Annotated in this window: 13 protein-coding genes; 9 read left to right on the forward strand and 4 right to left on the reverse strand. The window is 62.4% G+C overall.

Annotation, left to right across the window (positions count from 1 at the left end; all coding sequences use genetic code 11):
* Positions 1-148 precede the first annotated feature (148 nt).
* The 3 genes from IGS55_RS00995 (at position 149) to IGS55_RS01005 (ending at position 3,308) form a co-directional block, all read left to right on the forward strand.
* Positions 149-1,957, forward strand: a complete 1,809-nt coding sequence (locus IGS55_RS00995) for an ArnT family glycosyltransferase (RefSeq protein ID WP_230516573.1) — start codon at positions 149-151, stop codon at positions 1,955-1,957.
* 318 nt (positions 1,958-2,275) lie between these two features.
* On the forward strand, positions 2,276-2,440 hold the full coding sequence (locus tag IGS55_RS01000) for a hypothetical protein (RefSeq protein ID WP_230516572.1): 165 nt from the start codon (positions 2,276-2,278) through the stop codon (positions 2,438-2,440).
* A 517-nt stretch (positions 2,441-2,957) separates the two neighbouring features.
* Positions 2,958-3,308, forward strand: a complete 351-nt coding sequence (locus IGS55_RS01005; RefSeq protein WP_230516571.1) for a hypothetical protein — start codon at positions 2,958-2,960, stop codon at positions 3,306-3,308.
* Between the two features lie 149 nt (positions 3,309-3,457).
* On the opposite strand, the gene IGS55_RS01010 is transcribed toward IGS55_RS01005, so the two are convergent.
* Positions 3,458-3,991 carry an ankyrin repeat domain-containing protein gene (locus IGS55_RS01010; protein ID WP_230516570.1) on the reverse strand — a complete coding sequence of 178 codons (534 nt, stop codon included), beginning with the start codon at positions 3,989-3,991 and terminating at the stop codon, positions 3,458-3,460.
* Positions 3,992-4,218: 227 nt separating this feature from the next.
* Here IGS55_RS01010 and IGS55_RS01015 point away from each other — a divergent pair, with 227 nt between their 5' ends.
* Complete coding sequence (locus IGS55_RS01015) at positions 4,219-4,578, forward strand: cupin domain-containing protein (RefSeq protein WP_230516569.1); 360 nt, start codon at positions 4,219-4,221, stop codon at positions 4,576-4,578.
* Between the two features lie 23 nt (positions 4,579-4,601).
* Here the strand turns inward: IGS55_RS01015 and IGS55_RS01020 are convergent, their stop codons facing one another.
* Positions 4,602-5,801 (reverse strand): YbfB/YjiJ family MFS transporter, encoded by a 1,200-nt coding sequence (locus IGS55_RS01020; RefSeq protein ID WP_230516568.1) that lies wholly within the window; start codon positions 5,799-5,801, stop codon positions 4,602-4,604.
* Between the two features lie 264 nt (positions 5,802-6,065).
* On the opposite strand from IGS55_RS01020, the gene IGS55_RS01025 reads away from it, so the two are divergent.
* The 5 genes from IGS55_RS01025 to IGS55_RS01045 all read left to right on the forward strand — a co-directional run bounded on the left by IGS55_RS01025 (position 6,066) and on the right by IGS55_RS01045 (position 10,000).
* Positions 6,066-6,740: a CsgG/HfaB family protein gene (locus IGS55_RS01025; protein ID WP_230516567.1), complete on the forward strand. Its 675-nt coding sequence runs from the start codon at positions 6,066-6,068 to the stop codon at positions 6,738-6,740.
* Between the two features lie 8 nt (positions 6,741-6,748).
* On the forward strand, positions 6,749-7,117 hold the full coding sequence (locus IGS55_RS01030; RefSeq protein ID WP_442908127.1) for a DUF4810 domain-containing protein: 369 nt from the start codon (positions 6,749-6,751) through the stop codon (positions 7,115-7,117).
* Complete coding sequence (locus tag IGS55_RS01035; RefSeq protein WP_139091932.1) at positions 7,114-7,776, forward strand: DUF799 domain-containing protein; 663 nt, start codon at positions 7,114-7,116, stop codon at positions 7,774-7,776. The genes IGS55_RS01030 and IGS55_RS01035 overlap by 4 nt, the downstream gene beginning before the upstream one ends.
* Positions 7,777-8,030: 254 nt before the next feature.
* Positions 8,031-8,696, forward strand: a complete 666-nt coding sequence (locus tag IGS55_RS01040; protein WP_230516566.1) for a response regulator transcription factor — start codon at positions 8,031-8,033, stop codon at positions 8,694-8,696.
* Complete coding sequence (locus IGS55_RS01045; RefSeq protein ID WP_230516565.1) at positions 8,690-10,000, forward strand: ATP-binding protein; 1,311 nt, start codon at positions 8,690-8,692, stop codon at positions 9,998-10,000. The genes IGS55_RS01040 and IGS55_RS01045 overlap by 7 nt, the downstream gene beginning before the upstream one ends.
* Before the next feature lie 56 nt (positions 10,001-10,056).
* Here IGS55_RS01045 and IGS55_RS01050 read toward each other — a convergent pair whose 3' ends face one another.
* Positions 10,057-10,695 carry an NAD(P)H-dependent oxidoreductase gene (locus IGS55_RS01050; RefSeq protein ID WP_230516564.1) on the reverse strand — a complete coding sequence of 213 codons (639 nt, stop codon included), beginning with the start codon at positions 10,693-10,695 and terminating at the stop codon, positions 10,057-10,059.
* 123 nt (positions 10,696-10,818) lie between these two features.
* Positions 10,819-11,820 carry an aldo/keto reductase gene (locus IGS55_RS01055; RefSeq protein ID WP_230516563.1) on the reverse strand — a complete coding sequence of 334 codons (1,002 nt, stop codon included), beginning with the start codon at positions 11,818-11,820 and terminating at the stop codon, positions 10,819-10,821.
* Positions 11,821-11,872 lie beyond the last annotated feature (52 nt).

An 11,872-nucleotide genomic window follows, 5' to 3' on the forward strand; every position in this document is an offset into this window, starting at 1 on the left:
GGGGCGAAAGCGTACCGAGGGAAGCCGGCCAGTGTGCGAGGGCATCGTGCACCGAGCTTGACGCGATGATACGCATCATCAATAATTATAGTTGATAATTTTAGTGTATTGGTGAGCATACGATGACCCATCTAGTTGTGGCACATTCATGATGGACAAAATCGGCTATGCCGCCCTGCATTACCTGACGCTGCTGGCCTTCCTGTTCTCAAGCTGGGGTTATGGCCATTTCCTGCTGCGGCGTTTCACGCGACCGTCATCGCCATCGATACCGGCCTCCGAATCAACCGTTTCTGATGCCCCCTTCCTGCACGCGTACAGCGCTATGATCGGCATCGGCATTTCGATCTGCTTCTTGCAATGGCTGGCAATTGCCGGTCAATTTCGCCAAGTGCCAGCGCTCGGCATCGTACTGACTGGCGCGTTGATGGGTGCCGTGCAGCTAAGTGCGCTACGCCCATTGGCCTGGCCGTCATGGGGCAAGCGCTGGCGCGACGCCAGTTGGCCCTTGCGTGGCGCCGGACTGATCATCGCATTGCTGCTGTTGCCCACGCTGATCGCCCCCCTGTGCCCGCCACTGGAGTGGGACGAAGTGATGTATCACTTGCCGCATGCCCAGCAGTGGGTACTCAACGGCAAACTCACGGTCAACGCGTGGCTGCGCTATCCATGGTTTCCCTACAATATCGATGTGCTGTATGCCGGCGGCATGCTGATGCAGGACGACGTGATACCACACATGCTCAACGCGCTGATGGGCTGGCTGACCACCTTCCTGGTGTACCAGACCGGCAAGCGTCATGGTGGCGCCGGACTGGCTTGCCTGGCAACCATCATTTTCCTGTTACTGACGCGCTGGGACTATGACAGCGCGATGATCGACCTCGGCGTGACAGCCTTCATGTTTGCCGGCTGCCTAGGCTTTGTGCGCTGGATGGAACAGCAGCGGCAACTTGGCTGGCTGGCCAGCGCGGCATTTCTGTTCGGCGTCGCAGTGGGCGCAAAATATCAGTCGCTGATGGTGCTGCTGCCGCTGGCCGTGGCCTTGCTGTTGCGGACCCGCAAGCCCGGGGCCTGGATGGTTGTCAGCATCAGCCTGCTGCTACCTTGCATTTACTGGTACGTCCGCAATTATCTGATGACGGGCGATCCGTTCGCGCCTGTCGGCGGCAAATTGTTCGGCTTCACGGACTGGAACCCGGGGGATTATGCCGGACAATTCAACGACCTCAAGATGCATGCGAACTGGCCGCACTTCGTGCTCTGGTCAGCCTTGCTCGCGCCCCTGATTCCCGGCCTGCGGCAATTGCCTGCGGCGCGCGCGGCAATGATGCTGAGCGCATATGCGATGGTGGTCTGGTATCTGACATCGCATTATGCGCGCTATCTGATGTCGTATTTCCCGATCCTTGCATTGCTCGCGGCGGCCGTGTGGCGCTGGCTGTTCATGGCCGGACTTGAGAAGATCGGCGGGCTGGCAAGATCGCCGGCACCTGCGCGCATCGCTAATATTCAGCGCCGCGCGGCTGCGACCCTGGCGGTGTTGACGCTGCTGGTGTTGCTGCCGAATGTCGCCAACAAATGGGCGGGCAACTGGGCTCTGATCGCACCGACCCCTGCGTCGCGCGAGGCGATCCTGGAGCGCAAGATCACCGGCTATCCTGTGCTGGCGTATTTGCGCCAGCATCCGATGCTGAAAACTTACCAGTTCGGTCTGGAAGATGCGCTGTACTACGCGCCACTGCAGACGTCGGGTGACCATTTCGGGCCGGGCCGCTACCGCGATTTCGCCACGCTGGCACCCGCGGCCTTGGCGGCAGCTTTGCGCGAGCGCGGCAACGACAGCATGCTGGTGCATGTCACGCGCTGGCCGGGCATTACCACCCAGGCGGGCTTCGGCCAGTCGTTTGCGCTGGTGTATCAGGACGGGCCGGTGGCGCTGTATCGAATTTTATAGGTCTTCAAAGCCTTAGCCTGGCGCTTGATTGTCCAGTTCTTTCTTTGCGGTGCACGCGGTGCGCAAGTCAGGGCTGGGACTAACAGGCCGGCGCAGGGCCAGGCCATGTGGCATCCATGAGCATACGGATTACGCTTCGCTTTTGCCTTCCAACCTTTCAATGAGCGCCTTGCGGCAGGCCATCTTCGCCTGGCCGCCGCGCGAATCGCGAGCGCGCATTCTGCACGGCCAGCCGCTGATCGAGCGCACGGCCACCACCCTGATGCACGTGGATGCGCTGCTGCTGTGCCTCGCAACAGTGCGCGGAGTTGGCTACCAGTGTCGGATCCGGAAGACGCTTCCGGCGTGTGTGTGGTGGTGGCGCCCGTGTCCGATATCGACGGCTTTCCCATCGCTGGCCTCGGCGTGGCCGCATCCGTCTGGCAGACCAGCTTTCAGCAGTTCGAGATAACACCGTCGCCACCGCGCAGCAGGCCACGTTGACCCCGGATGAGGCGCTGCAGGCAACGGGGGGGGCTATGCCTACATTGTGGCCCAGTAATTGCAGCATGAGTACGGTCGCACACGAGGATGTGGCCATCATCGTGGGGATGGTGGCGGCTGCACATCGTTTTCACGGCATGGCTGACGGCCCGTTCGCGCAGCCGCACGGCCAGTGGACGCTTTGGCCAAGGCCAGGCGTGGAGCGATAAGAGCCGCGGGCGTTCCCTATGCGCTGTCGGTGATGCACTATTGATGCAGGCGCGCGACGGCATGCAGGACCTGATGCTGGCCATGCTCTGGCGCAAGAAAATAGCTGAGCCAGGAATGTCGCTACATTGACTACCCGCCAAAGCCCGGGCATTGCAGGTTTTTAAATGCCTGCGGCGCCTCTTGGAAGTCGCCGGCACTTTTAATGCGCTGCAGAATTTCAAACAGAGCAAGGGTATGGACGCATCCGCTTCTGAAATACATATTGGCGCATTGTTGCAAGATTGAACAGCGAACCGGAGGACGAAGCGTGGAATCGAAAGACATTGAAATATGCAAGGAACTTGCCCTGTATTGGTACAGTATCGCGCCAGGCAAGGCCAAGATCATTTTGCTGATCGTGGCACTTTCGCCGGTAGGGGATGTCGGTCAGCAGGAATCGTATTTACACGACGTTGTCAAGGAAGAGCAATTTTTTACGAGGGATGAGGAGATGATGAATATGTATAAATTGCTGAGCTCGCATCAGCCGTTGATGGTCAGCCAGAGTCAACCCGCGCGGAAGCGCTGCGATTTCACGGTCGCAGTTGCAACTGGAAAATTCTCCATGCAATTGGGGTATTTGGACAATATGTTCAGCGGGGAATCGTTGCGCGCATGACATGAACAAGTTGCAGACATAATCAGTTTATAGGAGGCTATGGCATGCTCGCACTTGCACTGTGGTGCGGCGGCATGCACCGCCGCGCAGTAAGACCGATCAGGGCCATGCCACGGCAATAATGCCAGGTTGCCAGCGGGGCGCGAAGCCTAAGCCGTCTGCCCCAAGCTGATCAGCCGGGCCAAGGTTTCCTGCGCATTCATGCTCTTGGCCAGCTTGACGGCGGTCATGCCCCGGCTGTCCACGGTATCGATGCGGGCGCCGTGTTGCAGCAGCAGGTCGAGGATGGCGAGGCGGTTGAACATGGCGGCCATCATCAACGGTGTCTTGCCATCCGGGCTGGCGCCTTCCACATTCGCGCCGTGCTTGAGCAGCAGTTCGGCGATTTCCAGGTAGCCCTTGTAGGCCACGCCGGCCAGCGGCGTCTGGCCCTGGTCGTTGGGGACGTTGGCGTCGGCGCCCGCTGCGAGCAGCAGGCGTGACGTTTCCAAGTGGCCATGGTAGCTGGCCAGCATGATCAGGCTGTCGCCTTTTTCGTTGCGGAAGTTGACCGGCACGCCTTGGGCAAGCATGGCGCCCAGTTGCTGCGTATCGCCTTCGCGCACGAGGGCAAACAGGCCCTGGATGAATTCCAGGGTTTCGGCATCCATCGTTGGCGGGAGTTTTCGTGGATCGGTGTTCATCGTGTTCTTTCTGCGAAGGTTAAGTGGATATTGAAGTAGTGGTCGGGAAGTGTCAATTGTACGAGTCCGGCTTCTCACTTGAGGTAAATGCAACAAGGTGCCTCGCTTGTAAATTTCCATTATTAATCTATATTGGAAAATGATGTGATTTTTATATCATGTCAGTTATTCCGATTCGGAATTGAATACTTCCAGAAAATCCAAAGGGGGGACGAGTCATGAGTGCAATGTTAGAAAAGAAATCCATCGATACGCCGGACGAAGTGCGCCCATTCAAGGACGGGGCAGGCCGGATGGCTGTCTTTACGCTAGGCGAGCAGACCATGGGGCGCGGCGAATTTGAGCCTGGCTGGCGCTGGAGCCTGCATGTCAAACCGATTGCGGGAACCGATTCGTGCCAGGCGGCGCATACCGGCATGGTCCTCGAGGGGCGGATGGTGGTACGGATGAATGATGGCGCCGAAATGGAGTATGGACCGGGTGACGTCTTCTATATGCCACCGGGACATGATGCCTGGGTGGTTGGAAACCAGCGTTGTGTCCTGTTCGATGTCACCGGTGTCGCAAGATATGCCAAACCGCAATAAGGGCGGCAACTGAAGACAGCCGCTCACGCGCCCGCCGCCAGCGCCTTTTGCCGCGATGCCAATGCGGCGCCGATGAAGAGGGCGATGGCCGAGGCGATCAAGCCCCGTTCCAGTCCGGCGGGGCCGTCGGCGATCCAGCCGACGACGATGGGGCCGACGATCTGGCCCAGCGCGAACACCGTCGTATAGGCGCTGATGCCGGCCGTCCAGGATTGCTGCGGCAAATTATGCCGCACCAGGGCCGTGGTCGAGGCCACCACCGACAGGAACACGGCGCCGAAGACCAGGCCGGAGATGAACACGACGGGCACAAAGCTCGTCAGTGCGGGCAGGATGGTCACCGCGCCCAGCACGCCATTCAATATCGCCAGCGATTCGCCGCCCTTGTAGCGGTCGAGCATGCGCGCCCAGATGCGGGACGACGCCACCACCGCCAGTCCCAGCAAGGTGTAGAACACGGTGATGAGCGTGGGCGTCATGCCTTGCTGCTTGAGCAGGGCGATGACGAAGGTCATGTAGCCGATGTAGCCGACGCCAAACATGAAGTAGCCGGCCAGGCTGGGTGAAAAGTCGCGCCAGGCGAAGCGCCGCGGCGTGTCGACGGCGCGCGGCGCTTCGCCGATCGCCTTCGCCGGCACGGCCATGATGGCGGTGGCGGCCAGGCAGGCGATGCCGAGCGCCAGCCATGGCCATTGCCAGGCATGTGCGGCGCCGTGGTCTTGCGCGGCGGCCAATGCTGCCGGCACCAGCAGGGCCGACAGCGCGATGCCGAAGCCCGTGCCGCCGTAATACAGGCCGATGTAGAAGCCGGCGCGCTGGCTGTGCATGGAACCGAGCCGCGCCGCCAGCACGCCGCCGGCGATGAAAATGAAGGCGCTGGCCACGCCCGCGCATACGCGCTGCAGGAACAGGGTAGCCGTACCGCTGACCAGGCCCGACATCAGCATGAAGATGCTGGCCAACACGGAACCGGCGATCAGCAGGCGCCACACGCCCAGGCGGCGCATCAGCGCCGGCGTGGCCAGGGCGCCGAGAAAATAGCCGAGCGCATTGAATGTGTTCATGGCCCCGGCCAGCAGGTAGGACCAGCCCAGGTCGTCACGCATGGGCGGCAGCAGCAAGCCATAGGAAAAGCGCGACAGGCCCAGGGCGATGGCGGCGCCCAGCGACAGCGCCAGCGCGGTGAACAGCGGATGGGACGGGGAGTGATCGTGTGTCGGCATGGCCTGAGACCCATCCTGGTTGGGGAAAGCGTACGGTGGCAGTGGCGCTGGCGGCACGCTTTTTTGCTACCAAGTTAATGAATTGGGCGTGGGAAGTCAAGCCGGGCCGCACTTGTATGTGGCAGGCAACAATGCAATCTTTATCATCGTTACTTTTGGAGAGAATTGTGAGACATGCAATCCCATATAATTGCAATTAGGAAATTAACTTGCCAAAATTCAATTTTGCGGGTTGCTCCTGATCCTCCATATCTTAAGGGCACTATGAACAAGAATAAACCTGGCGCGTTGTTGATTGCAGCGCTGATTGGTGCGGCGTTGGCTGGCTGCGCTTCCGAATCGTCGCAAGCCGTGGCTGTTCCCACAGTCGCCAGCGCGGCCCGACCTTACGTTGGCCCACGTACCCTGATCGCTGTCGGCAAGTTCGACAACCGTTCCAGCTTCATGCGCGGCATCTTTTCCGATGGCGTCGATCGCCTGGGCAGCCAGTCGAAAACGATCCTGATTGCGCACCTGCAGACGTCCAACCGTTTCAACGTCCTCGACCGCGACAACATGGCCGAGCTCAAGCAGGAAGCCGACTTCAAGAAACAAGGCCAGAACATCAAGGGCGCGGACTTCGTCGTCACGGGCGACGTGACCGAATTCGGCCGCAAGGAAGTGGGCGACAAGCAATTGTTCGGCATCATGGGCCGCGGCAAGACGCAAGTGGCGTATGCCAAGGTCACCTTGAACCTTGTCAACATCGCTACGTCTGAAGTCGTGTTTTCGGCCGGCGGCGCCGGCGAATACAGCCTGTCGAACCGTGAAGTGCTGGGTTTTGGCGGCACCGCCAGCTATGACGCCACCCTCAACGGCAAAGTCCTGGACCTGGCCATGCGCGAAGCTGTCGAGCGCCTGGTGGCCGGCGTCGAAGCGGGCGCATTGCGCAAACAATAAGGTATCCCATGAAAACAATGATGAACAAGGGCGCAGCCCTGCTGGCCCTGCTCGCCTGTGCCGCCCTGACCGGTTGCGCCACGCAATCGAAGACCCTGTACCAATGGGAAGGCTACCAGCCGCAAGTGTACGAATACCTGAAGGGCGAAAGTCCGGAGCAGCAGATGGCCGCCATGGAAAAAGACTTGCAAGTGATCGCTGCGAAAGGCAATCATGCGCCGCCGGGCTTCCATGCCCACCTGGGCATGCTGTACTCGATCGCCGGCAAGCCGGAGCAGGTTGCCGCGCAATTCGAAGACGAGAAAAAACTTTTCCCGGAATCGACGCCGTACATGGACTTCCTGTTGGGTAAATTGAAAAAAGGCGAGAAATTATGATGTCGCGCATGTTGAAAATGGCCCTGTGCCTGGGCCCCGCCATCTTCATGGTGGGCTGTGCCACCAAGCAGGCCGCGTATGACTATACGGCCTTCAAGGCGGCCAAGCCCCGCTCGATCGTGGTCTTGCCACCGTTGAACAACTCGCCGGAAGTCAATGCCGGCAACAGCGTCTACGCGCAAGTGACGTATCCGCTGGCCGAAGCGGGCTACTACGTGCTGCCGGTGGCCGTGGTCGGTGAAACCTTCAAGCAGAACGGCTTGACGAACGCCGCCGATATCCACGGCGTCGATGCGAAAAAGCTCAATGAGATCTTTGGCGCCGATGCGGGCCTGTACGTGACGATCTCCAAGTACGGCACGACGTACGCCGTGATCGACAGCGTGACGGTGGTGTCGGTCGATGCCAAGCTGGTCGATCTGAAAACGGGCGCCTTGCTGTGGCAGGGCGCCGCCAGCGCATCTAGCAATGAAGGCAACAATAACAGCGGTGGCGGCCTGATCGGCGCCCTGGTGACGGCGGCGGTCAAGCAGATCATCAACACCAGCACCGATGCCAGCCATCCTATCGCCGGCACGGCGAATGCGCGGCTGCTGTCGGCCGGCGTGCCGAACGGCCTGCTGTACGGTCCTCGTTCGGAACGCTACCTGGCGCAGTAAGCGTCCTGCCGCACCCGCACAGGCCCTGCATCCGCCAGGGCCTGTCGCACGCCTGCCAGGCCCGTGTCGAAAGGCATGCCTGGCAGCGCCGAACCGTTCGTCCACGATCATCACATCCCGACCGGCCTGCGCGATGCGCACCCCGACATGACGCAGCCCGCAGTCCGCGGGGCCTGTGAGACTTCGACTGGCCCCAGCCCACTTTCCCCAGCCACGTTAAGATAACGGTATTTTCAAGACTGCGAGAGGCCCAGGTGCGCGTGTTGCTGGTGGAAGACGATCCGATGATCGGGGAAAGCCTGGTCGAGGGCTTGCGCGGCGAGTGCTATGCCGTGGACTGGGTGCGCGACGGCCACGATGCGGAGCTGGCGCTGGCCGGTTTCGCCTACGATTTGATGCTGCTGGACCTGGGCTTGCCCGGCAAGCAGGGCATGGATGTGCTGCGCGCCATGCGTGCGCGGGGCGCCGAGTTGCCCGTGCTGATCATCACGGCGCGCGACGGCACGCCGGCCCGCGTGGAAGGGCTCGACAGCGGCGCCGACGATTACCTGGTCAAGCCGTTCGACCTCGACGAGTTGCTGGCGCGCATACGTGCGCTGCTGCGGCGCCGGGTCAGCCGTTCGCGCTCCGTCATCGAGCATGGCGCGCTGATCCTCGATTTGGCCAGCCACGACGTGACGTTCGAGGGGGAACTGATCAAATTGCCGCCGCGCGAGTTTTCCGTGCTGCGCGCCTTGCTCGACCATCCGGGCAAGGTGGTGTCGAAGCGCCAGCTGAGCGAAAAACTGTATGGATGGGATTGCGAAGTGGAAAGCAATACCGTCGACGTGTACGTGTACCAGCTGCGCAAGAAATTCGGCGCGGACTGCATTCAGACCGTGCGCGGCGTGGGCTACAAGATGCGGGTGGCGGCATGCTGACCATCCGCCGCCAGTTGCTGCTCGGTTTGCTGGCCGCCACCTTGCTGTGCGTGCTCGGCGCCGGCATTTCGCTATTCCGCTCGCTGCTGGAAGAAACCAATGAACTGGCCGACTTGCAATTGCGCCAGCTGGCCGTGGCCTTGCCAGACGAGTTCGAGCCGCAGGCGGGCCTGGTCGCCGCGCAAGACCCGGAAGAAGCGTTCGTGCTGCAGGCGTGGGACGAGAACGGCCAGCCATTGCCCGTGCTGCAGGGCCAGCCGGCATTGCCGCGCTATGCGCTGGCCGGCTTTGCCGATGTCGCGCTGCACGGCGAGGACTGGCGCCTGTACGGCGAAACGCGGCGCGGCCGCTACGTGCAGGTGGCGCAGGCGCAGGCCGTGCGCGACCAGCTGGCCTGGCAGATGACCATGCGCGCCGGCGCACCGCTGCTGGTGTTCGCGCTGATCCTGGCGCTGCTGATCGTCGTCGTCGTGGGGCGCGCGCTGGCGCCGCTGCACCGGCTGGCCGAATCCGTGGCGGGACGTTCGCCGGATACATTGACGCCGCTGGCGGCCGACGACATGCCGCCCGAACTGCGGCCAGTGGCGCTGGCGCTCAACAGTCTGATGGGGCAGTTCGAGGCGGCGCTGACGGCGCAGCGTACCTTTGTCGCCGATGCCGCGCACGAATTGCGTTCGCCGCTGACGGCGTTGAAACTGCAGCTGCAGGTGGCCGAGCGGGCCGGCAGCGAGGAAGAACGCCGCGTGGCGCTGGCGCGGCTGCACGAACGGCTGGACCGCAGCACGCACCTCGTGCGGCAACTGCTCAGCCTGGCGCGCCATGAAACGGCACTGACGGCCAGCCAGCTGCACACGGTGGACCTGGGACAGTTGCTGGAAGCGGCCGTGGCCGACCACAGCGCTCTGGCCGATAGCCGCGACATCGACCTGGGCGTGGTGGACGCCCCGCCGGCCAGAGTACTGGTGCAAGCCGATCCAGACGGCCTGCAAGTGTTGCTGAATAACCTGATCGACAACGCCTTGCGCTACACGCAGCAGGGCGGCAGGGTCGATTTACAGGCGGCGCTGGAAGAGGGCAGACCGCTGCTGCGGGTGTCCGACAACGGCCCGGGCGTGCCGCAACAGCACCATGCGCGCCTGTTCGACCGCTTCTTCCGTCCCGACGGCAACGACGCCTGGGGCTGCGGCCTGGGCCTGTCCATCGTGCGCCACATCGCCGAGCACCACCAGGCCGACATCGCGCTGGACGAAGGCGAGGCGGGACGGGGACTGCAGGTGACGGTGCGTTTTCCGCAGGCGGCCTGACAGAAAAAAAGCGGATGCCGGTCAAGGCATCCGCTTTTCAGTCACGGGCGAAGCGCTTAGGCCAGCTCGGTGATGAATTGCGCGCGCGCGGGGCGCACTTTTTTCAGGTCCACCAGCCAGTCGCCTTCGCCGGCGCGGTAGCCGAGCGGCAGCATGACGACGGAACGCAGGCCTTTTTCGCGCAAGCCCAGGATCTCGTCGACCTTGGCCGGATCAAAACCTTCCATCGGCGTCGAATCGACTTTTTCCTGCGCCGCGGCGATCAGGGCCGTGCCCACGCCGATGTAGGCCTGGCGCGCCGCGTGCTGGTAGTTGGTTTCCGCATCGCGCTGCGGGTACGTGGCGAGGATTTGCTGGCGGTACGCTTCCCAGCCTTCATTCTTGAAGCCGCGCACGGTGTTGACCAGGTCAAACATCTTGTTGATGCGCTCGACCGTGTAATTGTCCCAGGCGGCAAACACCAGCAGGTGCGAGGCGTCCGTCACTTGCGACTGGTTCCACGCATGCGGCTTGATCTGCTCGCGCAGGGCCGGATTCGTCACGACGAAGACTTCGTAAGGATGCAGTCCGCTGGAGCTGGCCGTCAGGCGCACGGCTTCCAGAATGCGCTCGACCTTGTCTTGCGGCACCGTTTTCGTCGGGTCCATTTTCTTGGTGGCGTAGCGCCATTGCAGTGTTTCGAGCAAATCGGACATGTAAATCCCTTTCATAATGAATAGTTCAGACTGGAAATGATAGCGGATTCCGCCATTTCAAGTGCGCCGGGCCAAAAACAACTGGTATAGCGTACTCAACTTAGCGCACGCATGACGCCTTGTCTACAGGCCAACCATGGCAAGCTCCACGTCCGGGTAGCGCGCGCCTTGCACGCTGGCGGGGGCGATGGCGGCGCCGATGGCGGCCAGCTCGGTGTCGCTCAGTTTGATTTGCGCGGCGGACACATTCTCTTCCAGATGCACCAGGCTGCGGGCGCCCGGTATCGGCACGATGTCGGTACCTTGCGCCAGCAGCCAGGCCAGCGCCAATTGCGCCGCCGTGGCGCCGCGCGCGGCCGCCAGACGCTGCAGTTCGGCAACGAGATGCCCGTTGGCCGCCATCGCGGGCGGCTGGAAGCGGGGCAGGCTGTGGCGGTAGTCGTCTGGCGCCAGCGCGGCGCTGGAGTTCAGCTGGCCCGTCAGGAAGCCCCGGCCCAGCGGGCTGTAGGGCACGAAACCGATGCCGAGCGCGCGGCAGGCGGGCAGCACGTCCGCTTCCACGTCGCGGCTCCACAGCGAATATTCGGACTGCACGGCCGCGATCGGGTGCACGGCATGGGCGCGACGCAGGGTGGCGGCCGACACTTCCGACAGGCCCAGGTGGCGCACCTTGCCGGCCCGCACCAGATCCGCCATGGCGCCCACCACGTCTTCGATGGGCACGGCGGGGTCCACGCGGTGCTGGTACAGCAAGTCGATGCACTCGATGCCCAGCCTCGACAGCGACGCTTCCACGGCCTGGACGATGTGCTCGGGGCGGCTGTCGACGCCCGCCATGCGTTCCACGCCTTGGCCGTGGGGCAAGATCTTGAAGCCGAACTTGGTGGCGATGTGGACCTTGCCGCGCAGTTCCTTCAGGGCGCGGCCGACTAAGTCCTCGTTGGCGTAGGGGCCGTAGACTTCCGCCGTATCGATCAGGGTCACGCCCAGTTCCACGGCGCGGTGCAGCACGCGCAGCGAGGTGGCCTCGTCCGCGCCGCCGTAGGCAAAGCTCATGCCCATGCAGCCCAGGCCGAGGGGGGCGACGCGCAAGCCGGAGTTGCCCAGTGTTCTGTGATTGTCCATTGCATTCCTCGTTAATAGTTGGAACACAGAGTATGGGCGGACGCACAGCATG

Source organism: Janthinobacterium sp. EB271-G4-3-2 (genome assembly GCF_020858035.1).
GTDB lineage: Bacteria > Pseudomonadota > Gammaproteobacteria > Burkholderiales > Burkholderiaceae_D > Janthinobacterium > Janthinobacterium aestuarii.

What these genes read in the sequence shown, in the direction of transcription:
- IGS55_RS00995 (WP_230516573.1), top strand. Translation starts at nt 149, where the DNA reads ATGATGGACAAAATCGGCTATGCCGCCCTGCATTACCTGACGCTGCTG.
- IGS55_RS01010 (WP_230516570.1), bottom strand. Translation starts at nt 3,991, where the DNA reads ATGAACACCGATCCACGAAAACTCCCGCCAACGATGGATGCCGAAACC.
- IGS55_RS01015 (WP_230516569.1), top strand. Translation starts at nt 4,219, where the DNA reads ATGTTAGAAAAGAAATCCATCGATACGCCGGACGAAGTGCGCCCATTC.
- IGS55_RS01020 (WP_230516568.1), bottom strand. Translation starts at nt 5,801, where the DNA reads ATGCCGACACACGATCACTCCCCGTCCCATCCGCTGTTCACCGCGCTG.
- IGS55_RS01025 (WP_230516567.1), top strand. Translation starts at nt 6,066, where the DNA reads ATGAACAAGAATAAACCTGGCGCGTTGTTGATTGCAGCGCTGATTGGT.
- IGS55_RS01030 (WP_442908127.1), top strand. Translation starts at nt 6,749, where the DNA reads ATGAAAACAATGATGAACAAGGGCGCAGCCCTGCTGGCCCTGCTCGCC.
- IGS55_RS01035 (WP_139091932.1), top strand. Translation starts at nt 7,114, where the DNA reads ATGATGTCGCGCATGTTGAAAATGGCCCTGTGCCTGGGCCCCGCCATC.
- IGS55_RS01045 (WP_230516565.1), top strand. Translation starts at nt 8,690, where the DNA reads ATGCTGACCATCCGCCGCCAGTTGCTGCTCGGTTTGCTGGCCGCCACC.
- IGS55_RS01050 (WP_230516564.1), bottom strand. Translation starts at nt 10,695, where the DNA reads ATGTCCGATTTGCTCGAAACACTGCAATGGCGCTACGCCACCAAGAAA.
- IGS55_RS01055 (WP_230516563.1), bottom strand. Translation starts at nt 11,820, where the DNA reads ATGGACAATCACAGAACACTGGGCAACTCCGGCTTGCGCGTCGCCCCC.